The sequence below is a fragment of the Candidatus Lernaella stagnicola genome (assembly GCA_030765525.1).
Taxonomy (GTDB): Bacteria; Lernaellota; Lernaellaia; order Lernaellales; family Lernaellaceae; genus Lernaella; species Lernaella stagnicola.
This window is the reverse complement of the sequence record JAVCCK010000034.1, coordinates 296,527-319,256: the sequence shown is the minus strand read 5'-3', so window position 1 is coordinate 319,256 and position 22,730 is coordinate 296,527. Positions and strand designations below refer to the sequence as shown.

Annotated in this window: 20 protein-coding genes and 1 tRNA gene; 3 read left to right on the top strand and 18 right to left on the bottom strand. The window is 58.4% G+C overall.

Annotated features, from left to right (window positions below; translation table 11 throughout):
* Positions 1–11 precede the first annotated feature (11 nt).
* From P9L99_16075 to P9L99_16050, 6 genes are all read right to left on the bottom strand, one after another.
* Entirely contained in the window at positions 12–1,355 is a 1,344-nt protein-coding gene (locus tag P9L99_16075; GenBank protein MDP8224877.1) for an AgmX/PglI C-terminal domain-containing protein, read from the bottom strand.
* An 89-nt stretch (positions 1,356–1,444) separates the two neighbouring features.
* Positions 1,445–2,323, bottom strand: a complete 879-nt coding sequence (gene sucD / locus P9L99_16070) for a succinate--CoA ligase subunit alpha (protein MDP8224876.1) — start codon at positions 2,321–2,323, stop codon at positions 1,445–1,447.
* Complete coding sequence (gene sucC / locus P9L99_16065) at positions 2,320–3,492, bottom strand: ADP-forming succinate--CoA ligase subunit beta (protein MDP8224875.1); 1,173 nt, start codon at positions 3,490–3,492, stop codon at positions 2,320–2,322. Before sucC ends, sucD begins: the two co-directional genes overlap by 4 nt.
* 81 nt (positions 3,493–3,573) lie before the next feature.
* Positions 3,574–3,903: an HU family DNA-binding protein gene (locus P9L99_16060; GenBank protein MDP8224874.1), complete on the bottom strand. Its 330-nt coding sequence runs from the start codon at positions 3,901–3,903 to the stop codon at positions 3,574–3,576.
* Positions 3,904–4,108: 205 nt separating this feature from the next.
* Entirely contained in the window at positions 4,109–4,675 is a 567-nt protein-coding gene (locus P9L99_16055; GenBank protein ID MDP8224873.1) for a hypothetical protein, read from the bottom strand.
* Positions 4,676–4,779: 104 nt separating this feature from the next.
* Positions 4,780–4,853: transfer RNA gene (locus tag P9L99_16050), tRNA-Arg, on the bottom strand.
* 106 nt (positions 4,854–4,959) lie between these two features.
* Here P9L99_16050 and P9L99_16045 point away from each other — a divergent pair.
* Together P9L99_16045 and P9L99_16040 are read left to right on the top strand one after the other, a co-directional pair.
* Positions 4,960–6,579: a HAMP domain-containing sensor histidine kinase gene (locus tag P9L99_16045; GenBank protein MDP8224872.1), complete on the top strand. Its 1,620-nt coding sequence runs from the start codon at positions 4,960–4,962 to the stop codon at positions 6,577–6,579.
* A complete protein-coding gene (locus tag P9L99_16040) occupies positions 6,579–6,974 on the top strand; it encodes a response regulator transcription factor (protein MDP8224871.1) in 396 nt (131 codons plus the stop codon). The genes P9L99_16045 and P9L99_16040 overlap by 1 nt, the downstream gene beginning before the upstream one ends.
* Before the next feature lie 88 nt (positions 6,975–7,062).
* On the opposite strand, the gene P9L99_16035 is transcribed toward P9L99_16040, so the two are convergent.
* The 9 genes from P9L99_16035 to P9L99_15995 form a co-directional block, all read right to left on the bottom strand.
* On the bottom strand, positions 7,063–7,866 hold the full coding sequence (locus P9L99_16035; GenBank protein ID MDP8224870.1) for a DUF92 domain-containing protein: 804 nt from the start codon (positions 7,864–7,866) through the stop codon (positions 7,063–7,065).
* Positions 7,867–7,869: 3 nt separating this feature from the next.
* Complete coding sequence (locus P9L99_16030; GenBank protein MDP8224869.1) at positions 7,870–8,559, bottom strand: hypothetical protein; 690 nt, start codon at positions 8,557–8,559, stop codon at positions 7,870–7,872.
* Positions 8,560–8,859: 300 nt separating this feature from the next.
* Positions 8,860–9,642, bottom strand: a complete 783-nt coding sequence (locus P9L99_16025; protein MDP8224868.1) for a hypothetical protein — start codon at positions 9,640–9,642, stop codon at positions 8,860–8,862.
* 160 nt (positions 9,643–9,802) lie between these two features.
* Positions 9,803–10,915 carry a hypothetical protein gene (locus P9L99_16020; GenBank protein ID MDP8224867.1) on the bottom strand — a complete coding sequence of 371 codons (1,113 nt, stop codon included), beginning with the start codon at positions 10,913–10,915 and terminating at the stop codon, positions 9,803–9,805.
* Positions 10,916–10,930: 15 nt separating this feature from the next.
* Entirely contained in the window at positions 10,931–11,947 is a 1,017-nt protein-coding gene (locus tag P9L99_16015) for a hypothetical protein (protein MDP8224866.1), read from the bottom strand.
* A gap of 13 nt (positions 11,948–11,960) precedes the next feature.
* Positions 11,961–13,340: a sigma-54 dependent transcriptional regulator gene (locus P9L99_16010; GenBank protein MDP8224865.1), complete on the bottom strand. Its 1,380-nt coding sequence runs from the start codon at positions 13,338–13,340 to the stop codon at positions 11,961–11,963.
* Positions 13,340–14,782, bottom strand: coding sequence for a HAMP domain-containing sensor histidine kinase (locus P9L99_16005; protein ID MDP8224864.1), 1,443 nt, complete (start codon positions 14,780–14,782; stop codon positions 13,340–13,342). The genes P9L99_16010 and P9L99_16005 overlap by 1 nt, the downstream gene beginning before the upstream one ends.
* A gap of 1 nt (position 14,783) precedes the next feature.
* Positions 14,784–15,182, bottom strand: a complete 399-nt coding sequence (locus P9L99_16000) for a YraN family protein (protein ID MDP8224863.1) — start codon at positions 15,180–15,182, stop codon at positions 14,784–14,786.
* A complete protein-coding gene (locus tag P9L99_15995; protein MDP8224862.1) occupies positions 15,179–15,823 on the bottom strand; it encodes a ribonuclease HII in 645 nt (214 codons plus the stop codon). The genes P9L99_16000 and P9L99_15995 overlap by 4 nt, the downstream gene beginning before the upstream one ends.
* Positions 15,824–16,335: 512 nt before the next feature.
* On the opposite strand from P9L99_15995, the gene htpG reads away from it, so the two are divergent.
* Positions 16,336–18,255, top strand: a complete 1,920-nt coding sequence (gene htpG, locus P9L99_15990) for a molecular chaperone HtpG (GenBank protein MDP8224861.1) — start codon at positions 16,336–16,338, stop codon at positions 18,253–18,255.
* A gap of 37 nt (positions 18,256–18,292) precedes the next feature.
* Here htpG and P9L99_15985 read toward each other — a convergent pair whose 3' ends face one another.
* The 3 genes from P9L99_15985 to P9L99_15975 form a co-directional block, all read right to left on the bottom strand.
* The gene (locus tag P9L99_15985) at positions 18,293–18,883 is read right to left on the bottom strand and encodes a LemA family protein (protein ID MDP8224860.1); all 591 of its coding nucleotides are present in this window, start codon (positions 18,881–18,883) and stop codon (positions 18,293–18,295) included.
* Between the two features lie 15 nt (positions 18,884–18,898).
* Positions 18,899–20,785 carry a GIDE domain-containing protein gene (locus P9L99_15980; protein ID MDP8224859.1) on the bottom strand — a complete coding sequence of 629 codons (1,887 nt, stop codon included), beginning with the start codon at positions 20,783–20,785 and terminating at the stop codon, positions 18,899–18,901.
* A gap of 99 nt (positions 20,786–20,884) precedes the next feature.
* The gene (locus tag P9L99_15975) at positions 20,885–22,726 is read right to left on the bottom strand and encodes a tetratricopeptide repeat protein (protein MDP8224858.1); all 1,842 of its coding nucleotides are present in this window, start codon (positions 22,724–22,726) and stop codon (positions 20,885–20,887) included.
* Between the last annotated feature and the right edge of the window lie 4 nt (positions 22,727–22,730).

The window sequence follows — 22,730 nt, the reverse complement described above, 5'->3', positions numbered from 1 at the left end:
CGATTCGTTCGTTAAAAAGATTGTTCGAAAATGAACGGGAAAACGAAGGTAACTTCGCCCCCTTTGGGCGGGGGAAAGTTCATCCGGCGCACTTGCCTCGTCAGACATTCGGCGAAAGGGCCGTCCCCACTTGTGTTCTCCAACACGTTGACGGTTTTCACAACGCCATCCACGCCGATTGTGAACTCCACGAACACGCGCCCGGATAAGTCGGGGATCTCGCGCAACCGACGTTCGAAGCACGCCTTCACGCCGCCCACGTTGGCGCCGATTACCGCCGCGACGACCTTCTGATTCATCGATCCCTCGCCGCGACCGGTATTGAGGGCGGAGTCCGATATCTGCATAAACACGGGCCGCTCGGCGCGCGAGCCCAATTCAATGGACGAAATCCCTTCCATCTCGAATTGAAAATCGCCGACCGACACGCTGGTACCCGGCTTGATGCCGCCGCGCGTTTCGCTGAACTCGCGGCGCGTCCGTTTGACGTCGATGCCGAGCTTCTTCAAAGAAGCCAACGCCTCTTCGTCGAGGCCCTTCATGCGGTCAACGCCCTGGGAATCGACCCGGACGTTCGAGTTCGCGAGTTGATCGGCCGTTTGTCGTGCTTCATCACCGGTGACCGAAATGCCCTCATCAAAAACGAACTCGTTGCCGTCGTCGTCGCCGCCGCCCATTTTTATGGTTTTGATCACGCCACCCTGTTCGAGCGACTGGAGAGTGGCGGCCATATAACCGGTCACATCGACATCGACCGGCGGTCGGAAAGAGTCATCATCGGTATTCAGCGGCGGCGTCACCCGCGTGCCGACCGGTTGGCCGCGGCCCAGTTCGAAACCGGCGTCGTGGGCGGCCGAAGTCCACAGGTCGACGCCGGCGTTGACATACAGGTTGAATAAGTCGGCCCAGTAACGAGCGGCTTTCTGCGTATCGTCGCCCGCCTTTACCGCTCGGCGTATCGTTTCCTTGGAGGCCGCCTCAAGCTTCTTGGCAAAGGTTTCGCGTTCGATCACGTAATGGTAGCCGTCAAAATTCGCGAGCCCGATTTCCGGACTGCGGTCCAGTTTCGCGTACAAGCCATCGCGATCGCGCGGCGCCGCCTCGTCGATCAACGCCAAACTCATCGCCACCAAGGCGGGCAGCGCCTCGCCGACCGAGCCGGAGGCCAATGCCTTCTTCGCCCTGTCGTAGTCGGCGGCCAGTGTTCGCGCCTGTGTGCTTTGGGCTTGGTTGATCGCGGACAGCCAAGCGCTGTCGTCTTGCGGCATCTGTGATTTGAGACCTTCGGGCACGAGGGCGGCGGTCGCTTTGATAGCGCGAAGCTTGAAGGTATTCGTCCAGGAATTCGCAGCCATCGCTGCGCTAAAAAGGATAGCGAGAAGAATAACGGTCAGGCTAAGGCGGCAGAGCCTCCGCACGGTTTCATCCTTTCTCAACGGCGACTTTAGTCGGCGTCGGCCAGCATCTCCTCGACGGTGGCACCGATTTCCGACGCATCTTCTACCACATGGACGCCACCTTCGGCCAGCGCGTCGAGTTTGGCGCGCGCCGTACCTTTACCGCCGGCAATGATCGCTCCGGCATGGCCCATGCGTTTTCCCGGAGGCGCCGAGAGTCCGGCCACGAAACTCACGACCGGCTTCTTGACGTTGTCGGCAATGTATCGCGCGGCCCGCTCTTCCGCGTCGCCGCCGATTTCGCCGATCATCAAGATCACCTCAGTCTCCGGGTCGCGTTCAAAGGCTTCGAGGCAATCGATGAAATCCGTGCCGACGACCTGGTCGCCGCCGATACCGATACAGGTCGATTGTCCGATGCCTAATGCTGTCAATTGTGACACCACTTCGTAGGTCAGCGTTCCGCTGCGGCTGATCACGCCGACCTTTCCCGGCAAATGGATCTGCGCCGGCATGATGCCCACTTTGCATTTCCCGGGGGAAATCAGGCCGGGACAATTCGGGCCGACCACGCGGGTGGGCAGGCACGAGGTTTGCTGCAACACGCGGATCATGTCCATCGTGGGGATGCCGTCGCTGATCACGACGCACAGCCCGACCCCGGCGTCGGCCGCTTCCAGGATCGCATCAGCGGCGAACACCGGCGGCACGAAAATCAGGCTGACATCCGCTTTGGTGGCGTCCACGGCATCGGTCATCGTGTCGAACACCGGCACATAATCGACGTTTTGATTGCCCTTGCCCGGCGTAACGCCGGCGACGATTTTCGTGCCGTACGCCGCGCACTGCCGCGCGTGGAAACTACCTTCCTTCCCGGTGATTCCCTGGACGACGACCTTCGATTTTTCGTTGACAAAGATGCTCATGACGCACCTCCCGGCAACGCGGCCACGACTTTGCCCGCAGCGTCGGCCAATCCTTTAGCGAGGATGAATTCGTGGCCGGAATCTTCGAGCAGTTTGCGGCCTTCCTGGACGTTGGTTCCCTCCAAGCGAATCACAATCGGCAATTGAACGTCAATTTCCTCCAACGCCGACAAGATACCGGCCGCGACCATATCGCAGCGCACAATGCCGCCGAAAATATTGATCAGCACGACGCGAACGCGCTTATCGGCGGTCAGCAAACGGAAGGCGTTGACGACGTTTTCCTTGTTCGCCCCGCCCTTGATATCGAGGAAATTTGCCGGCTCGCCACCGGCCAGCTTGATCATATCCATCGTGGCCATCGCCAATCCCGCACCGTTGACTAGACAACCGATGTTACCGTCCAGCTTGACGTAGTCCACGCCGTAGCGCCGGGCGAGGATTTCCAGCGGCTCTTCCTCTTCGAAATCGCGGAAGCCCCGCACATCCGCATGCCGCGGTAGGGCGTTATCATCCAGAGTTACCTTCGCGTCCACCGCCCACAGGGCGCCGGCGGAATCCAGCACCAGCGGATTGATTTCGATAAGCGCACAGTCCTTCTCGACAAACAGACGATACATATTGCTGATCAAAGCGGCGCATTGATGCACCTGCTTGCCGGTGAGCCCCAACGCGAAAGCCACGCCGCGCGCGGCAAACGGCGACAGGCCGCACAGCAAATCCACATTCCGCAAAATGATTTTCTCGGGCGTTTCGGCCGCTACCTTCTCGATTTCCATACCGCCTTCGCGGCTGGCCATGACCGTGACGGAGCGCGTGGCGCGATCGATCAGCATCGCCAGATAATATTCCTTATCGATGTCGACGGCCTTGGTGATCATTAGCTTTTTCACGACGCGGCCCTGGGGACCGGTTTGCGGCGTGACGAGCCGTTTGCCGTGAATTTCGAGCGCCAGTTCGTGAACTTCTTCGAGACTTCGCGCGAGTTTGACGCCACCGGCCTTACCGCGTCCGCCGGCGTGAATCTGCGCTTTGACGACCCAGATGTCGCCGCCTAAATCCTGCGCCGTTTCGTAGGCTTCCCACGGATTGGATATCTTTCGAAACGGCGGCACCGGTACACCGAATTGTTGTAGTAGCTCTTTTGCTTGATATTCGTGAATATTCATGGGTAGTCCTCCCCTGGACAGCGCATAAACCTTAGTCGTCGTTCTGCGTTTCTAATCGTTGGCTACAACACTGGGTAAGGGTCAGTAATCTTCCGGCGCCGGCGTTGCGATCGAAACCACAACGTCTCCTATGCCATCCACCCTTTGCCGCAGTTCTTTGCCGACTTTGAAATATGGCAAGCGTTTGGGCGGTACGTGGATCTTTTCTTTTGTTTTCGGATTACGACCTACGTAAGACTCATACTCTTTGATGACGAAGCTTCCGAAACCTCGTATTTCGATGCGACTTCCTTTGACCAACTCTTGGGTCATTTCGTTGAATATCAAATCGACGACTTCCGCAGCCCTCTTGATGGTGATCCCCGCCCGTTTGGACAAAGCCTCGACAAGGTCCGACTTATTCATCGCCATCCCCCTGGGCATATCTGATGTGATTTTCTTTACAATTACCGCATGTTGAAACCACACCTGTCAAGTTAAAATAAACGCCGTAACGCGAAAAACAAGGTCTCTTACATCAGAAAATCAAAAATATGCGTGCTGTGAAAAAACCTTTTTTCCAATCCGGCTTCCAAGACGACCGTTTTGCGACGCCGCCCACCATGGCGATGGAGCCTCACAATTCGTTCGGACGCGCCTCGCGTTTGACGTCGAAATTGTACAGGTCCTTGCTGAAATAGTTGATACGCATGGAAATACGACCGTCTTTGCCCCCCAAAATTAGGAAGATTTCCGACGTGTCGGTCTTCCAGCCGGTAACGATGTTAACCTGTCCTTTGGCCAGCGCCTCGGCGAGTTGCTTGGTTTTCGTCTTGGCATTCGTGCCGGACCAGGTTTCGGCGTTAGAGCTGGGATTGCCGTATTTTTCAATCAACAACTTGCGAACCGCGGCGTGATCCTCCATGTACCGTTCGGCTTCCACATGCTTCTGCAAGAACAAGATTGTGCCGTGATCGAGTCCCGACGAGCTGAAGTGAAAGTACACTGCCGCCGGAAATCCCACCACCTTCCCGTGAAAGACGAGTTGGTTATCGCTCTTGTGATACAATGACAACATGCGCTCGTCATGCTCGACCTGCTCCGGCTTGGCGCCCCAGACCGCACTCCGGAAATCCTCGGCACCCGACACCATCGGCCAGGCCAATACCGAGAACACCAGCAGAAGAATGATGATGCGTTTCATAGACCCTCTCCACGTGATTCCAACCGGATCCGCCTTGGAATCATATCACCGCAGCCCGCAACAAAAAAGAAACCCGCCACCTAAACGGTCGCGGGTTTGCCGGCCGCCCCCAGTAGGACTCGAACCTACGGCACCAGGATTAGGAATCCTGAGCTCTATCCACCTGAGCTATGGGGGCCCACTATGTTGCGGGATTGTACTGCAAGCAGCGATGAAATCAATTGGCAGCTCGCGTCGCAACCATTGCCTTGACGCCCCGGCTTGAACGCGAGACCATGCGGCCGATGGACACCAAACCGGCTGTACTAATCGTCTGCGAACAGACACAAGAAGTCGACCGCTTGCGGGAATCGCAGCCCGATTTCGACCTACAACACGCCTATTCCATTCACGACATGGCTCCGCCTGACGACTTGGCATTTGTCCTGGTTGACTACGCCATTCTCGACGGTATCCCCAACCTGCCCGCGTGGCGGGAACGCACGCCCGTCATCGTCTACAACGCGCCGCGCCCGGGCACGCCGCGCCGATTCCCGCACTGCCTCGCCGGAGCTCTCGGCGTCGAATCACAATCGCTCGTCGAACTCGACCTGCCCGCTTGGCAAACGATTATCCAATTGCGGCACAGCCCGCAGGTGGGAGCGTCGCTCGATCAGGTCCTGAGTCGTATTGATGAATTTAGTCGGCGTATCTTAGCAACCAATAATCCCGCACTTCTCAAGCGACGTTTGCCCGCCTTGCTTTCCACGCTCGTTTTCTTTCACGGCATGGCCTTGTGGGATTGGTCGAGTAACGAGTTGGAAGTACACCTACCCGCCGATTGGTCTCCGGAACACAATGACCGGGTCGTGGCCCATGTTCGCGAGTTGTTGGCGGCCCGAGAAGCCCAGCGTTCTCTCCCCGAAAACGCTTCCCTCGTGGCGTTTCAAACGGCGGGCGAGCCCATTTCGCAAGCCGATATCCATCACCACATCACGGCGAACGTGGGATCCGGCGACGGCCTGTTGTGCGTGTTTCGCACCGGCGGTAACCCCTTCTCCGCGATCGAAAGACAAATGCTCGTGTTGGCGGCCAACCTGGTCGCCTACGCCCTGCGCAACGCCCGGCTTTTTGAGGGGCTGGAAGCGCAAGCCCGGAAAATCATCGAGAAGAACCGGGAACTGGCCAAGGCCAGTCGTTTGAAATCAAATTTCCTGGCTAACACGAGTCACGAACTCAAAACTCCTTTGCATTCGATTCTCGGGCTTGCCGAACTGCTGCCCGAGGCCGATTCCGCCGCCGAACTCCAGCAGATGACTGAACGTATCGGCGTCAACGCCCGACGCCTTCTCGATTTGGTCACCGATATCCTCGATTTCTCGCGTTTGCTGGTTGACGAAGAGACGATCTACGTCGACCAGTTTGACCTCGATGAGTTCCTTCGCGAACTCGCCGACGGCTTCATCGATGTGGCGCGCGTCAAGGGCGTGGCTCTGCGTTGGTCCAACGAAGTGCCTGCGAAAACGTTTCCCACCGACCGCGAAAAGTTGTTCCGGATCGCGGCCAACCTGTTATCCAACGCCTTCAAGTTCACGGTGCAAGGTGAAGTTGAACTGCGTTTCTCCGCACTAAACGGCGACCTGCTCGTTACCGTGAAAGACACCGGCGTCGGCATTCCCGAGGAAGAACTCGCTCGCATCTTCGAACAATTCCACCGTGTCAAAGGCCCGCTGCAGGACGCCGCCGAAGGCGCGGGGCTCGGGCTGGCCATCGCCCACCGGCTCACCCGCGTGCTGGGCGGGGAAATTCGCGTCACCAGTGCGGTGGGTCGCGGCAGTGTTTTCACGCTGCAGGTTCCACCTTGTCGCTCCGACGCTTCGCCTGAGTCGAATGCGGCGTTTCAACAGGAGAAAGGTACAGTTTGATGTCCGATAAACGAACGCTGATTCTGTTGATTGAAGACAATCCGGACCACGCCTTCTATATCGAAAAAGGCTTGAGCAACCGTGGATTTCAAGTGATCTGGTACGCCAACGGCGCCGACGGTTTGCGCGCCGCCCGCACCGAGAAGCCGGCGGTGATTCTGCTGGACGTCATGTTGCCGCATACCCACGGCCTGGATCTGCTGCGGGAATTGAAACGCGACGCGCAAACGGTGTCGATCCCGGTCATTGTCGTCACCGCCTATGCGACATTGCAGCTAAATCGCGAAAAGGAAATGGCGATGTCTTACGGCGCTGTGGATTTCCTCAAGAAGCCGTTTAAGGTCGGTGAACTGGCAGAGAAACTACATGCGCTGATCGACGAGCAGGAAGCCTAGGGCAGCATTTCGTTGATGATGGCTGTTAGGCGCACATCGGAGACATCCGAGGTTTCAACGACTTTGACCGACCCCGCGTCGCCGGCCATCAGGCCTCCGGAAAATTGGTGAAGAACAGCGTCAGCAATGCGCCGACCACACCACCCAGGAAGTTCAACGCGCGCTTATTCGGTCGGCGTTGAAACTGGCCGAGTATGCCGCTCACGACGCTCTCGATATGGTTGGCCAGCACCGCGGCGAAAATGAGAATCAACACCGCTTTGGCGCCGAACAACAGGTCGTGGGCGTCCACGTTAAAGCCCGCCGCATGAAATAGACCGAAGGCGAACCCGACGTATAAAATGATCGTCACCGCGCCATACAAGCTGCCCTCAAGGCTCACGCCGCCGCGCGTGCCGGCGCGCACGCGTTCCAACGTAATCAACTGGTACGTGCGCTTGCCGTATGCCTGGCCCAACTCCGTGCTGACCAGATCGCCCAGCGACGTGGTAAGCGATGCCACAAACGCCAGTAGGCTAAGAAACTGATGCGGTGCTTTGGTACTGAAAATCATGACCCACGCCGCCAGCAGTGGAATCGCGCTCGGCAATAAGACGGCGCCGAAATTCAGCGCCCCTTCCTTGCCCTCGGCGATGGCCTTGCTTTTCCGTTTGAGCACGTCCATCGCGAGCCGTTTCGAGACGTCGGCGAAAATGTAATACGACAGCAATAGAACCAAGCCCGCCCAACTGAACGCCGCGTAAACGGAGGTGCCGACGACAACGCCGCCCACCATGCCGCCGCGTGTCACCACGCGCAGTTTCCAGGCGAGTATGAGCAGTACAAACGCAAGAGCTAAACCGACACGAATGTCGCCATTGAATTGGAGGTTGAGCGGAAGATTCGAATCCATTTTCTAGTGGCGCGTTTCCTTTGCTGCTTCTTCCAGTTCTTTCTTGCTGGGTTCGATGACGAAATGGCGCACTTCGCTGCAATAGTAACGAACGTTGATCAGAGACGAATCGACGGCGCCGTTTTCCGGCACGACCCGCTCAAAGCTGACTTTCGCGCCGGTCACCCAATGTCCCTCGGGACAAACATTGGCCATCGAATCAAACCCTTTGCCGTAAAGATTTGGTCCCCGGCGTTCGTCGAAAGGCTGGTAACGCCGGCACACACGCCGAACCCCGGTCAAGTGAATGCGATCGCTTGTGTAGAAATCCGAACCGGACAACATGTAGCCGACCGGACAATAGTCGTTGATGACTTCGCCCGCGAATTTGTCGCCGCCGGCACCAACGAAAGTAGGGTTGCTGAAGGCGTTCGGGTCGCTGCACACCAAGCTGAGACCGGCGAGCATTTTCTCGCCGTCATCTTCCTTGATATTGTAAATCACGGCGTGCGCCACGGTTCCTATGGGGCAATTGTAGTTGCGTTCGCAATAATTGTCCGTCTCGGCGCGACACACGTTCCCGCTGCGCTCAGTCAGCAGCATCTCGGTCGTCTTGACGTACAACTTGCCCTTCATCCCGGCCACGGCCAAAGTACTAAGCACGAGCAGAGCGATCAACGCTCCACCGAACATGACGGTCGAAATTCGGCGCATTCGTTTACCCTTATGTGCTGTGGAACCTGATGGATCCGTTTCGCGTGCGTACACTAGCAGAGACACCCGAAGCGCGCAAGAGGATAAAGCTACGGCTTTCCGGCGAAAAACGGTTTATTTATCAAGTGTTACCACGAACATTCGATGTTCATTCCAACGCGACGATAGACATTCTTCGACCTTCTTCCCACCACTTCCGTGCGGTTTCCTCGCGCGGCATCCGGTCTACGTACTGGGATTGAAGTCCTCTACGTCAAAAGAAACGCGCCTCGGCTGCGTCAACGGAGATAACCGGGAAGCTTATTCGGCGAGCGAGATCGTGGCCGGCGTCAACTTGCTGAACAGCGAATTGTTGAGTTCGGCGGCGAGTTCGGAATCCGGCGAAAAGTAATCGGGATATTGGGCCGAGTTGGTCAGCACGGCATAGATGTCATAGTCGCCGGGCTCCAAATCGAAATTGTCGATGGTCCAACTCAGCGTGAAACTCAGCGTTTCGTAGGGCTGAAGCACCACTTCCTGCGGCTCGGAACCCTGGCCGGGGAAGAGACCTCCCACGACGGTCTCACTGTTGTGGCGAACCGCAAAGGCGGCCATGGGACTAGAGAGCGATTCGAGCTTTTGGATTTCCCCGGAGACATTCGTGGCATCCAAGGTGATGACAACTGTTTCGCCGTACGTGTAATAGGGCCGCTCGGGCCGGACGTCAAAAATCACGCGTTGGTCGAGTTTCATCGGATCGAGGTCGTTCTCGGGCCGGCCTTTGACGACCGTGAAGTTCTGCTCGGCGGTGGAAAAGAACGGATACGACGCAAACAGGGTCCATTCCCCTTCGGCCAGTTCACTAATCAACGCGAACTCACCCTTCTCGTCGGTCACTAAGCTGATCCCGATTTCCGCGAGTTCCACTGAAATTCCGGAGTGATTGTGCATGTTTTCCAGCGTCGCGCTGCCCTGCGCCTCGGGCGGTACACCTTCTTCGACCGGGTCGTCAAAGCCAACGTCGATACCAACGCCGTTGTCGCCGCACGCCACGAGCATCGCCGCGAGCAGTACCAGAAATCCAATGATTATCCTTGCTTGCAAACTGACTCTCCACCGGTTGCTTCGCATTCTATCACCGCGAACAGTTGCTCGCAACATCCGTGCCACGAACAATTTACCTTTTATTTCATACATTTGACAATCCATATAAACAAGCTTCACTTCAGTTATTCGTCATATTCATCAAGTTTTTGGTATCGACTCAGAATCGAAACGTGATGCCTAAGGCATACAAATTACGCACGAAACTGAGTCGGTCGTGATCGAAATTGCTCCAAAAACGCTGATAGCTTCCGTACAGGCTGAAGTACTCGGTGAAACTATGAGTAAGCCTCGCCTGGATCTGATTGTAGTTTTCGTCGTCCTCCTCGATTGAATAACTGTGCGGAATCAAAACCTTTTCTTTCGAATCGCGGAACTGGAACGTCCCGACGAAGTGCACGCTCGTATCTTCCAGCACATATTGAGACAGGCCCACCGTCACGCGGTGGTTGTCGTAAGCGTCACCGTAGGAGTTCGAGGCGTTGTTCTGGTAGGTGTAAGTCAGCGTCGTCATAAAGGGCAAGCGCTCGAAAAAGGCGGTTTGATAGCGAACCGATGCCCGCACCTCGTTGAGGTTGTCCTTGCGCTTGTCGTCCCTTTCCACCAACAGGATATTTTCCTCGCCGATATTGCGCAAGGCGTTGAAAGGATACGTTTTCCTTTCGTAGTTATAGCCCGCCCCGACCGAGAACGTGCGCTTGAAATCATATCGAAATTCGGCGCCGTACAATTGCGTCCAGTAATCGTAGTAATCCGACCCGCGAAAATCGAATTCGCTGTACTGAGCGTGAATTCCCGCGTAGATGCTGTCGATAAACCGCTTGCCGACGAAGGCGCGGCCGATGAACTTCAAGTAATCTTCTTCGGCACTGCGAATGTTGCGCAGCTTCGCCGAACCTTGCACACCCATCTGAACCGTGCGAATCGAGTAGTTCGTGTAACCGAGTTGCAGTTGGTTGATGATCGTGTCTTCCTCGGTTTCCTGCGCGTAGAGTTTTCCTCCCAGTTGGTAGTTCGTGAGCCATATATTGTTCGGCGTGATACGCCAGTTGAGTCCGAAATCGTAGAACAGCCGCCCCAGAAAATCGGCGGTGAGGTCCCGATTCGCCTTGTACACATTGTCGTCGTACTCGGCCGACAGCGAAGCCCGATTTTTCAAATCCACATCGCCCGCCCAAGCCGCACCCGCGCCCAGCGCCGCCCACAAACAGACGAACCACAAGACGGGCCCGGCCCGCCGTCGTACTTGATCGTGTATCCAAATCAGCCGCAAAACGCAGTCCCCTTTTTAGCGTCGCTTATCATCGCGAAGCGCCACCGCCTTCAAGCGAAGCTGCTTCGCTTTTCCGGCGAGATCGCCGGCCAGTTTTTCCAACAATTTCTTCTCGGCTTTCAGTCGCTTGATTTCCGCTTCAATCGATCTCCCGGCGCGCACCGAACCCGGCGGCGCTTGTTCGGAAGAATCAATCGGCGGCACGTGCAAGCCCGAATCGTCCACCTCGGGCTGCACCGCCTCGTCGCCGTCGTCACGGCCTTCGTCGGCGCGCCGCATGAAGCGGGCACCCTCTTCAAAAAGGTTCATTTCCTTGACCATCGTGTCGAAATCTTCGCCCAGTTTCTTTTCCCGCTGCAGGCGCATGATGTCGCGGTTGATCTCGCGTATGGCGTCGCGAATCTTCCGCACGATGTCGCTGAGAATCTCCGCCTTGGCAAGCAATTCGTCGGGCCCGTCCGTGTCGTTCTCTTCGACAATCAGGCGACTGAAATCGCTTTCCACGGTGCGCGCGGTTCGCCACTTCCGCCGCGATTGCCGCAGTTCATAAAAACGATCGGCCAGATTCTTGGCATCCTTGCGGCCCTTGGCGTGACGCAACTTCCGAGCGACGCGCTCCATTTCGGTCGTGTACACCCGAAAAAGCGCCTCGCGTTTGGAGACGCGGGCTTCCTCATTGGCCGCCATGGATTTTGCGACTTCGTTGAGGCGGTTCGAAAGATCGAGATTCTCCGCCAGCAGGCGCTCTAGACGCATGCGTCCCAGAATCCCGGGATCGGAATCTTGTACCTTCTCGATTTCATCGGCGAGATCGCCTTGCTTGCGCAGTAGCTCGCGCTGCTGCTTCAGCAAAAGCCGGTGTTGGCCGGCCAGCGCCCCGTATTGAGCCTTGAGCAGCCTAATAGTTGACGTGTCGACGTCGATTCGGTTTTGCGCCGCTGCGCCGGACGGCGCGAAGAGCGCAACGAGAAACATCACCATCGCTACCGCGATTCCGCGGCACAAAAAGCGACTTCGATGTTTCTGCGTCAATGTCATCGATTCCTCAAATTAGTCCGTATTTCTCCAGTTTGTAATACAACGCACTGGTCTTGATGCCGAGCAGGCGCGCGGTTTCGGTTTTGACGCCGTTGGCTTGGTTGAACGCCTGCTTTATCAATTCGCGTTCGATATCATCGAGGATCTCCGGCAGCGGCTTGGTGCCCAATTCCGGCTTCAAGACCGCGCCGCCGTTACCGCCGGTGATAAAGCTGGGCAGATCCCCCACGTTGATGAAATCCGATTCGCAAAGCACCATCGATTGCTCGATGACGTTTTCGAGTTCTCGAATATTGCCCGGCCATTGGTAGCACCCGAGTTTCTTCATCGCCTCGTCGCTTAAGCCGCGAATTTGCTTGCGGGTGCGGGGCGCCAGTTTCGTGAGAAAATGCGTAACCAGGCGCGTCAAATCCTCGAGTCGATCCCGCAAGGGCGGCACTTCCACCGGGATAATATGCAGACGGTAGTACAGGTCCTCCCGGAAGTTGCCGGCTTTGATTTCCTCCAGCAGATCCTTATTCGTCGAAGTCACCACCCGCACGTCAACGCGGATGGTCGTCGCGCCGCCAACCCGCTCGAATTCCCGCTCCTGCAATACGCGCAACAGCTTCAATTGGATCATCGGGCTGATGTCGCCGATCTCGTCGAGGAACAACGTCCCCTTGTCGGCCAGTTCGAAACGGCCGATGCGCCGCTTGTGCGCCCCCGTGAACGATCCCTTCTCATGCCCGAACAGCTCGCTCTCCAAAACGCCCTCGGCCAGCGCCGAGCAATTCAACTTGATAAAGGGCCCCGAAGCCCGCGGGCTGGCCTCGTGAATCGCCCGCGCGATCAACTCCTTGCCCGTGCCGCTTTCGCCGCAGATGAACACTGTCGAATCGCCCTGCGCGATCTTTTTGATCGTGTCCTTGATTTGATGAATCGCGTCCGATTCGCCGATCATTTCGTCGGTGCCGAGGCTGTCGACCTCGGCCTCGCGCAGGTACAGGTTTTCGTTTTCCAGGCGCGCTTTTTCGTGAGTCAGTTCTTGATGCTCGACGGCCTTCTCGACCCGGAAGCGCAATTCGTCCTGCGAGAACGGTTTGGTGATGAAATCGAAAGCGCCCTTGCGCATTGCGTCCACGGCCGTTTCGATCGATCCGTACGCGGTGATCACCATCACGACGGTCTCGGGGCTGCGGGACTTCACCTCTTCGAGCACTTCAATGCCGTCCATCCCCTCCATGCGCAGGTCGGTCAGCACGATGTCGACGGGGTTCATTTCCAGAATCTGCAAGCCCTCGGGTCCGTTGCCGGCCGAGAACACCTTGTGGCCCATTTTAGCGATGATGACTTCCATGCCCTCGCGCATCGTTTGGTTGTCGTCGATCACCAGTACGTGTTTCATCAACTCTCCTCGCTTTCCGGTTGCGGCAACCGTATGACAATGCCGGTGCCGCGGCCGACTTCGCTTTGCAGTTTCAAATCGCCGCCGTGGCCTTCCACGATCTTGCGCGCAAAAGGCAGCCCCAAGCCGGTGCCCTTTTCCTTGGTGGTATAAAACGGACTGAACACGTTTTCCAGGTTCTCCGTCGCGATGCCGCGACCGGTGTCGGTGATGGAAATTCGCAAATCGTGGCCGGCGCGACCGACGGTCACCTCCAAGCGTCCGCCTTCGAGCATCGATTGCACGGCGTTGAGCAACAGGTTGTGCAACACGCGCCGCATGAGGTCGGGATCGAAGAAGGCCGCATTCAAATCCGGGGCGATGTCCTTGATAAGCTGAATGCCCTGCTTCTCGCAGCGCCCGGCGTATTCCATCATCAGTTCGGCGAAGAATTCATGCAAATCGACGCGCCGCACGTCCGGCACGTGGTCCCGCGTGAAATCGAGGAATTCGTTGACGACCTGCCCCAGCACGCGGATTTCGCGCTCGATCTTTCGCACGTGTTGAATGAGATCCTGCCGGTCTCTGAGTTCGTCGCTGAGGATGCCACAGTAAAGCTCCATGCCGCCGAGCGGATTCCGCACCTCGTGCGCAATGCCTCGCTGCATCATGTGCATCTCGCGTTCGCGTTCGACGATGCTCTTGCGCATGTCGTTGAGCGTCACGGCCAGCAGTTCAATTTCATCGCCCGTCTGCTCGGCGATCTCGGTTTCGTAATTCCCCTCGCCGATGCGCGCCGCGCTGCGCGCCAGCCGCCTTAGGGGGTTGGCCAGACGCCGCGCGAAAATAATCCCGGTAATGGCAAAGGCCAGCAACGACGCCAGGCTGATCAGCACCAGATTGAGACGAATGGCGCGCAAGCGCCCGAAAAAGCGCACGTCGGCGTCCACGCCCACCATCGCCACGACCTCGCCGTCCAACAGCAGCGGCGCATAGCCGGCTAAGTACATCTCGCCATCCGCGCCGCTGAACATCGTCGAAGCGACCGCCCGGCCCTGGCGTACTCGTTTGACCTCCCGCCGGTGCCCCGCGAGGTGATACATCTTCTCGCCGATCTCCCCCTGGCGCTCGGTCGTGAAAATGACCTTGTGCTCGAAATCGGCGACATACACGCGCCGCACGTCGTTGGTCTCAGCCAGCAGCGCCAGTTTGTCACGCACGGACCGATAACTGCGCGTGGCCTCATCACCGGGTAGAAAGGCGAACACCTGCGTGGCGTCGACCTGCCCGGCGGCGCTACGGGCCAGGCCGATCAGCCGGCGCGCCATTTCATCCTCGAGGCTCGCCCGCGCTTGAAAGTAGAAGTAGAAACTGATGATCGTCAGAAACAGAAAGGTCGGCGCGAGCATCACCACCAACAATTTGCCGAGCAGGCTATGGCGAATGTTCAGAGGCTCGGCCACGTCACTCCCCCGCCAGCCACGCGCCGCGAATCCACTCGATCCGGGGCGGGTCCGACCAAATCACTTCCACGACGTCGAAACGCATCACCGGCGGGTCCAGCTTCTTTTTGCCGCAAAACGCCATGGCCAGCCGCTCGATGCGCCGCCGCTTGCCGAAGTTCACTTGCTCGGCCGGGCGACCGTACTCATCGTCGCGCTTGCTTTTCACCTCCACAAAAACCAACTCATCGCCTTCCACGGCAACCAAGTCCAGTTCCCCGAGTTTCGTCGACCAGTTGCGGGTTACGATCCGCATGCCGTGACGCTTGAGATGGCGCGCCGCGAGCCGCTCGGCTTTCGGACCCAACGGTTCATCCTCACCGCGCAACCTGGCCAACAAACGGCGCCACGCGTCGCTCATTCCGGCTTCCTTACCACGCCGCGAAAGCTCATGCGGTGCAACGGACACGGCCCCACGCGCCGCAGCGCTTCGAGATGTTCGGCCGTCCCGTAGCCCTTGTTGGCGTGCCAGGCGTAGTCGCCGTAACGCTCGTGCAGGCGCAGCATCAAGTCGTCACGCGTCACCTTGGCCACGATCGACGCCGCCGCGATCGACAGGCAAATGCCGTCACCGCCGATTAGCGTCCGTTGTTGGATTGTGGTCGGTAGCCGCTGATTGCCGTCGATCAGCAAAAAGTCGGGAGCCTCCGGTAGCTTCGCCACGGCCCGCAGCATCGCGCTTTTGGTTTGCGTGAGGATATCGCTGGCGTCGATTCGCCGCGCGCTTCGCACTCCCACGCCCACGCCGCGGGCTTGTTCGAGAATCAGTGGCAACATAGAACGCCGTTGGCGGTCGCTGAGCTGTTTGGAATCCGTAACGCCGGGGAGATCCGCGTCGGCACCGAGCACGACCGCCGCCGCCACCACCGGCCCGGCCAGACAGCCGCGCCCCGCTTCATCGATGCCGGCCACGATCAGACCGTGCCGCCAGAGCGCCCGCTCGTGCGCGAGCATGTCTCCATCTTGCGGGATAAACAAAGTGTTTTCGGTCGTCTCGGCCACGCGCGCCTCCGCCCAAGTCGGCTCAGGATAGCCGCTTTCGTGCGGAGTGTCAAAAATTTGAGGGTGGTTGCGAAACCTGGATCGCGACTGAAGTCGCTCCTACGGTTTTGTGTGATGTCATTTCGCAGCCGGGCGCGGCTGCGCCACAAGTTGAGGGTTCCTGCCGTTGTGGTTTATGCAAAGCCGGTGATCGTGCATGCCGCAAGTGAGGCTCGCAAAGGCGACGAAGACGCCGGTCGCTGTGACGGCATTGTCGTCGGGTGCACGCGGTCCCCTTGTCCGGGCTCGCAAAGGCGGCGAAGACGCCGGTCGCTGCAACAACATCGTCGATAGATGCTCTCGGTCCTAGCCCCGGACCTTGTCCGGTCCAGGCTCAGCCTGGTTGCAGGGCTTACGGCACGCATCGATAAACGCGGCGGGCTTGAAATTGTGTGACGAGGTATTAAATTGCCGTTGCTCGAATCTCAAAACATTAACAATGCGTGAACCTTGAATCGACGGGAGAGATAGACATGGCGGCGAAGACGCGAAAATTCAAAGCGGAAATGAAGCAGTTGATGGATATCATCATCCATTCGCTGTATTCCAACCAGGAGATATTCCTGCGCGAACTGATTTCCAACGCGGTGGACGCGATCGATAAGGTGCGCTTTGAGGGCCTGACCAAGCCCGACGTGCTCGAAGACAACGCGGACTGGAAGATCAAACTCATTCCAAACCGGGAAACGAAGACCCTAACCATTTCGGATAACGGCCTCGGCATGTCGATGGAAACCGTCGGCGACCAGCTCGGTTCGATCGCCCGCTCGGGAACCGCTGAGTTCCTGGCCGAACTGCAGGATGCCGACGCCGCCAACCGGCCCGAGCTGATCGGCCAGTTCGGCGTGGGATTCTACGCGTCGTTCATGGTGGCCGAAAACGTGGTGGTGGAAAGCCGCATGGCGGGCGATCCAGAGTTGGGCGTGCGCTGGTCGTCCACCGGCCAGGGAACCTACAAGATCGAACAGATCCGCAAGGAAACGCGGGGCACGGACGTAACCCTGCACCTGCGCGAAGAGGCCTTGGAGTACTTGGACGAGTACTTCCTGCGCACGGTGGTCAAGAAGTTTTCGGATTTCGTCGAGCATCCGGTGGTGATGGACGTGGAAAAGACCGTGTCACCCACCAACGGCGAAGAAGACGCTCCAGAGAAGGTCGAGATCGTCGAGGAGGTCCTGAATTCGGGCCAGGCGATTTGGCGGCGGGCCAAAAGCGACATCGAACAAGAGGAATACCACGACTTCTACAAGCACCTGGCCCGCGATTCGGAAGACCCGGCCCGCGTAATCCATTACGTGGCCGAGGGCAACCTGGAGTTCCGTGCCCTGCTCTATCTGCCGGCGAAACGGCCGCCGTTTTTCGCGTCGCAGGACCCGACGAAGCAAGGTCCGCATTTGTACATCCGCCGCGTGTTCATCACCGACAACGCCGAGGCTTTGCTGCCGCCCTACCTGCGTTTCGTGCGCGGCTTGGTGGACGCGTCGGACCTGCCGCTGAACGTGTCGCGCGAAATGATGCAGGACAATCCGTTGATCGCCCGCATCCAGAAAGCGTTGGTCAACAAAATCCTATCCACGCTTGAGGAGATGGCGACCGAAGACCCGACAGCCTACGACGCCTTTTTCCAGGAATGGGGCTCGTTGCTCAAGATGGGTGTCTACACCGACTTCGCCAACCGCGAACGATTGGCCGACCTGTTGCGCTTCGAGTCGACGAAAACCCAACCGGGCGCGTTTACGTCGCTGGCGAAATATCTCGTGTCGATGCCCGTGGCCCAAACCGACATCTTTTACCTGGTCGGATCGAGCCGGGAGGTGATGGAGAGTTCGGCCTACCTCGAGCTTTTCCGCGCCCGCGATCAGGAAGTACTGCTGATGACCGACCCGATCGACGAATGGGTGACCAGCCACTTGATGGCCTACAAGGAAAAACCGTTCAAAGCCGTCGACAAGGGCGACCTGAGCGACGAGGCGGAAAAAGCGGCCCGCGAGGAAACCGGAAAGACGTTTGCAGGTCTGCTCGACTTGTTCCGGCAGGCCGTCCCCGAGGTCAAGGATGTCCGGCTCTCCGGGCGGCTGAAGGACAGCGCGGTCGTGCTCGTCGTGGAGGAAGGCGCGCTCAATCCTCACATGCAGGCGCTGCTCAAGACCTTAGGGCAGGAGGACGTGCCGGACGCAGCGCGCATTCTGGAACTCAACGCCGAACATGCGTCGGTGGCGGCGATTCAAGCGCTCTTCGAGAAGAACCCCGACGACCCGCGTCTGCAAAGTTACGCGAGATTGCTTTACGACCAGGCTCTCTTGGGGGAAGGTTCACGCGTGACCGACGTCCAAGCTTTCGCGGCGCGCATCAATGAAATGATTGCAAAGGATGCCTCACCAGGAGATGAATAGCCCTTATTATTCATGGTATTATAGCATATAACTTAAACTACTGCTTTATACTTGCGGAAGGCACGGCGCGGTCTTCGGCGGCGATTTCCCAGAGTACCCGCGGCCGGCATCCGGCCAGGCGCGCGATGATTGCGTCGGGAAACTGCTCGATGGCGATGTTGTAGAGGTTGACCGATTCGTTGAAGAATTCGCGCCGGTCGGCGATCTGATCTTCGAGCTGCGTGATGCGGTTCTGCAACTGCCGAAACGCCTGGTCGGCCTTCAGGTCGGGATAATTTTCGACTACGGCAAAAAGCGATTTCAGCGCATGGCTGATGTTGTTCTGCGCCGTAATTTCCTGTTGGCCCGCAGTGGCTCCGCCGCCGGGCCGAATCGCCGACGCCCGCGCCTGGGTAACGGCTTCCAACGTATTGCGTTCGTGCCGCATGTACCCCTCGCAAACGGCGACCAGGCGAGGAATTTCGTCGGTGCGTTGTTTGAGCAGCACGTCGATGTTGCTCCAGTTCCGGTCGATGTTGTTGCGCAGGCGCACCAAGCCGTTATAGATCACGACCGCGTAGATTCCCGCGGAGATGAGCAGCACGACGATCACGGCAAAAACGATGAACACGGCGGATAGGAAAATCATCTGCCCTCCCGAATTCTATCCTAGCAGTAAGACCAAGCCCGTGGCGAGCGAACCGATCGCCAGCGCCAGGAACCCGACGGCTGAGAATCCATAGATCGTGGTCATGGTTTCTTCGCTTTTTTCGGCGATCACGAAAGGCAGGCCGGCCGGCGGCTTGCGAATCACCGCTTGCGGTCCGGCGCCTCCCTCCGCCAGCGAGGCTTCGACGGTATCGCGATAAACCTCGTCATGCACGGCGGCGCGCGCTTGATCCCATTCGTGCTCGTCGATGCGGTCGTCGCGGTTGGCGTCAAATTCCATCAACTTGTTTTTATTCTGCTTCAAGAAGCGAAGTTTCTCCAGCACGCGGCGACGCAAATCGGGTTTTTCGGTTTCCCCCGGCTCGGCGAAACCGAGCACGTAAACGGACGTTCCCTCGGGGATGATTTCCTCCACGTGCTTGACGTCACTTTCCATGCTGGCTCCCGACCCGAGAAAGACGTCCATTTCGCCCATCGAGCTTCGCTTGTGGGAAGCTTTGACCTTCGCGCCACGCGGGTCGATCGTGACCGCGCCGGTTTCGTCGCGCAGCTCGAAGGGCACCGAACCGCTTTCCTTTACGGAAACCGGCACCCAGTAGTCTTCGCCGTGACGGCCGCTGCGTTTTTCGTAGCGGCGCACGCGGTAGAACACGCAGGGCGTCTGGCTGATCGGCGAGATCAAATTGAACCGCCGCCACGCCGTGCCTTTCATTTCCACAAATCCCATGGCCATTGATCGCGCTTTGGAGGTCGGCGTGTTGTCCATCAAACGTTTGCGCCGCAGAAAGAAAAAACTGAGGTGGATCAGTATCGCTGTCGAAGCAACGAAAAACAGACCGCGCTGCCAACCCCAATGAAAAAGGGTGTCGGCGACACCAGAACGCGCTACGCGAGTCAACAATGGAAAACCGAGAAACCAAAGAGAGTAGAAACCCACCGCGAACACGTGCCAAACCTGAAACGTCCGCCACCATGCCAGCGGCGCGATCGGCGGCGGCGGAGGCAGAAAGCTGTCGACGACTCCGGCTAATTCCGCGGCTTGAGCAACGGCTTCCCTGGTTTTTCCCTCGCTGTCGTCAGCCCCGAATACACTTCGGCTCACTTTGGCGGAGGATGGATCCTGCTGCTGCAGCGCGCAAACGTAGGCGCCGTACGCCAGGGCGTTGGCTAGGTTGTTTTCACGGGCTTCGGGTCCGCCCGCTGTGTCGAAAATGCAATGTGGAAGTTGGAACAAACCGAAATCGGTTTCCACAATCAACTCGCCGGCAAAGTCGTCGAGCAGCCGCAACACGCGTCGGAAATTTTCGACCGCGCTGGCGGTAGCGGCTTCGCCGAGCGAGGAGGCATCGAATCGTCCCGGCATGATGCGCAATATCGGCAGGCCCGAGTCGGCGTCGAGTTCGTAAATATCAAGCGTCGGCCCGGCGCGGAAAATGGCGTCGCGCTTTTCCACTTCGGCGATCCTGGGCTTGCGGCCGCCCGTATACACGGAACGAAGCATGAGCTTGCTGATCAACGCCGGCTCGGTCGCCGCCAGCACAACGATGAGCCGCGCCCCTTTCCGCAGCGAGCGTGTCTCGAAGTGGCCTTCGAAATCGATGCGGTCTTCGTATGCCGTAAACCGTCGAACAAGGTCGGCTTGCCGCCGCGGCCGTTCGTTGGGCACCAGCGCGGTTTGATAGCCCAGGTCGCGCATGTCGGCGGCCAACGCTTCGACCTGCGCGGCGTCGCCGGGCCGCAACATGCCCAGCCCCTGCCCGCTCAACGCCAGACGAGTTTGGTACAGGGCGAGACCGAAGCGTTCGTGCAATCGCTTGGCGCGAGCGACCAGGTCGTCTTCAGAGAGCGGCGCTTTACGAAACAGGACGGCTTGCTCGTTCATATCGACTCTTCGGATTAATGGGGCACCACGGCGCGGCGTGAGTTCGCTCTACTCCATCGGACAATCTTTGTTTGGCCGCGGTTCCCGGGCGCGCGGCGCCTAGTCTTCTCGACGGCGCAGGGCATTCAGGCGGCGTTTGGTGCGTCGGGCTCCTTTGCGATCGTCCAGGGCGTCGTGGATTTGCAGCATTTCTTCCAGCGTCGCTTCGGCCGCGCCATCCATTGTCAGATTGCTGAAGAGCGCGGCGGCTTCTTCGAAGAACGGCAGCGCGCCGGCATGGTCGCGGCGGACCAGTTGCACGCGTCCCAATTCGCGATAGCTATCGGCGCGGTAGTACATCGCCTGCTCGGCGTCGAGCTTTTCGGCTTCCGCGATGGCGGCCTTCAAACACTTTTCGGCTTTTTTCACCGCCCGTTTGGCGCGGTAGATGATTCCGCACCGGCTATTGACGATGACACGCGCGAGTTGATCGCCGGGCATTTTCTCAACCAGTTTACGGAGTTCATCCAGCACGACTTCGGCTTTGTCGAGGCGCTGGAAATGGATGTAAAAATCGGCCATCGCGGTCATAAGTTTGATGCGGTGGCCACCGTCGCGACCTTCCTTTTTCTGAAGCAGCACGACGGCGCGGCGGTATTTCGTTTCCAGACGGCGGATGCCGGCGTGAATGCGCCGCTCGAGTTTGTCGGGCTTAATGTATTCGCGCCGTTCAAAGACGGTCATGCGGCCGATGGCCACGTTGAGCGCGCTTTCCTCCCACCAAAGGACGGTGGCGAGCCACTCGAAGGTGTCGAGCAGCATGTCGGGATCGAAGCGGCGGTTGTCGAGTTGCAGTTCGAGCGAGCGCTCCAAGTTGCGAATCGCCGCGTAGTAGCGGCTTTGCTGGTAATACACGCGGCCGAGATCGAGCAACGCTGGGGCCATCTTCGGGCTGTCCCAACCGTGCATCCGTTCCAGCATGCGCACGCCCTGAGAGAGCAGCAGTTGGGCGGTGTCGAAGTCGCCGAGAATGCTGCTGTAATACCCGAGGAAGTTGTAGAACGCGGCCTTATCCGGATGGTCGGGCAGATGATAGATTTGGCGCTCGGATTCGTTGACGATCATCAACTCGGCCTTCTGCAGTTCACCGTGTTGGATGTATTTCTGAATCAGGCGCGTGATCGCCCACAAACAGTGCGGGTGATCGTGTCCGAACACCTGCCGCTGAACGACCTCGGCATAATGAAAAAGGACCAGCGCGTTGTCGGGCTTGCCGAAGTTTTCGAGTTGCTGCGCCACCTGCGCCAGCACCTCGCCAAAATTAAACTGCTCGGGGTGCTTCTCGTGAGCCAGCATGTCGGTCGCGTAGCGATAGAACTGGCCCGCAAGGCCGGCCTGCAAGGCGCGCTCGCACGAAAGCCCGAGTAGTTGAATTTCATCGAGCGCAAAATGCGCCAACTTGTTGCGCTTGAGCAGCGGCGCCACGAACTTGCCGACTACCAGCCCGATTTCCTGCGATAGCCCCATCATGTTGAGGCTGAGCAAAAGCTCGGTCGCGGCCGATCTGACGTGCGACTTGCGCACGTCGAGACGACGAGTGGTCGTGTCCATGAATATCTTGTGGGCACGAAGCGCGAGTTCATGGGCGCGCTTCACCTCGCCGACGATAAATAAGTTCAAACCGATGTCGGCCAGGTCAGGCACGATGCTTATGTCGTCCGGAAGTCTCCCGATGATGCGGGCGGCCTCGTGCAACGCCGCGGCAGCGCTCTCGCGGTCGTCACGGTACCAGATGTGCGCGTTGGCGATTTCGGCGATCACCTCGGCTTCGCAACAGTGATCTTCGCCGTGTTCGGCCACGACTTCCTCGTGAGCTCGTTCAAAGAGCATCAGCGCCGCCTTTGCATTGCGTTTTTCTAACTGTCGGCGGGCTTCGGCAAGGGTTTCTTCCCACTTAGGCATGGTG

Coding starts and splice junctions, on each gene's coding strand:
- P9L99_16030 (MDP8224869.1), bottom strand. CDS start 8,559: ATGCGCCGAATTTCGACCGTCATGTTCGGTGGAGCGTTGATCGCTCTG.
- P9L99_15980 (MDP8224859.1), bottom strand. CDS start 20,785: ATGAACGAGCAAGCCGTCCTGTTTCGTAAAGCGCCGCTCTCTGAAGAC.
- htpG (MDP8224861.1), top strand. CDS start 16,336: ATGGCGGCGAAGACGCGAAAATTCAAAGCGGAAATGAAGCAGTTGATG.
- P9L99_16075 (MDP8224877.1), bottom strand. CDS start 1,355: ATGGCTGCGAATTCCTGGACGAATACCTTCAAGCTTCGCGCTATCAAA.
- sucD (MDP8224876.1), bottom strand. CDS start 2,323: ATGAGCATCTTTGTCAACGAAAAATCGAAGGTCGTCGTCCAGGGAATC.
- P9L99_16035 (MDP8224870.1), bottom strand. CDS start 7,866: ATGGATTCGAATCTTCCGCTCAACCTCCAATTCAATGGCGACATTCGT.
- P9L99_15985 (MDP8224860.1), bottom strand. CDS start 18,883: ATGATTTTCCTATCCGCCGTGTTCATCGTTTTTGCCGTGATCGTCGTG.
- sucC (MDP8224875.1), bottom strand. CDS start 3,492: ATGAATATTCACGAATATCAAGCAAAAGAGCTACTACAACAATTCGGT.
- P9L99_16010 (MDP8224865.1), bottom strand. CDS start 13,340: ATGAAACACGTACTGGTGATCGACGACAACCAAACGATGCGCGAGGGC.
- P9L99_15975 (MDP8224858.1), bottom strand. CDS start 22,726: ATGCCTAAGTGGGAAGAAACCCTTGCCGAAGCCCGCCGACAGTTAGAA.
- P9L99_16055 (MDP8224873.1), bottom strand. CDS start 4,675: ATGAAACGCATCATCATTCTTCTGCTGGTGTTCTCGGTATTGGCCTGG.
- P9L99_16045 (MDP8224872.1), top strand. CDS start 4,960: ATGGACACCAAACCGGCTGTACTAATCGTCTGCGAACAGACACAAGAA.
- P9L99_16000 (MDP8224863.1), bottom strand. CDS start 15,182: ATGAGCGACGCGTGGCGCCGTTTGTTGGCCAGGTTGCGCGGTGAGGAT.
- P9L99_16060 (MDP8224874.1), bottom strand. CDS start 3,903: ATGGCGATGAATAAGTCGGACCTTGTCGAGGCTTTGTCCAAACGGGCG.
- P9L99_16040 (MDP8224871.1), top strand. CDS start 6,579: ATGTCCGATAAACGAACGCTGATTCTGTTGATTGAAGACAATCCGGAC.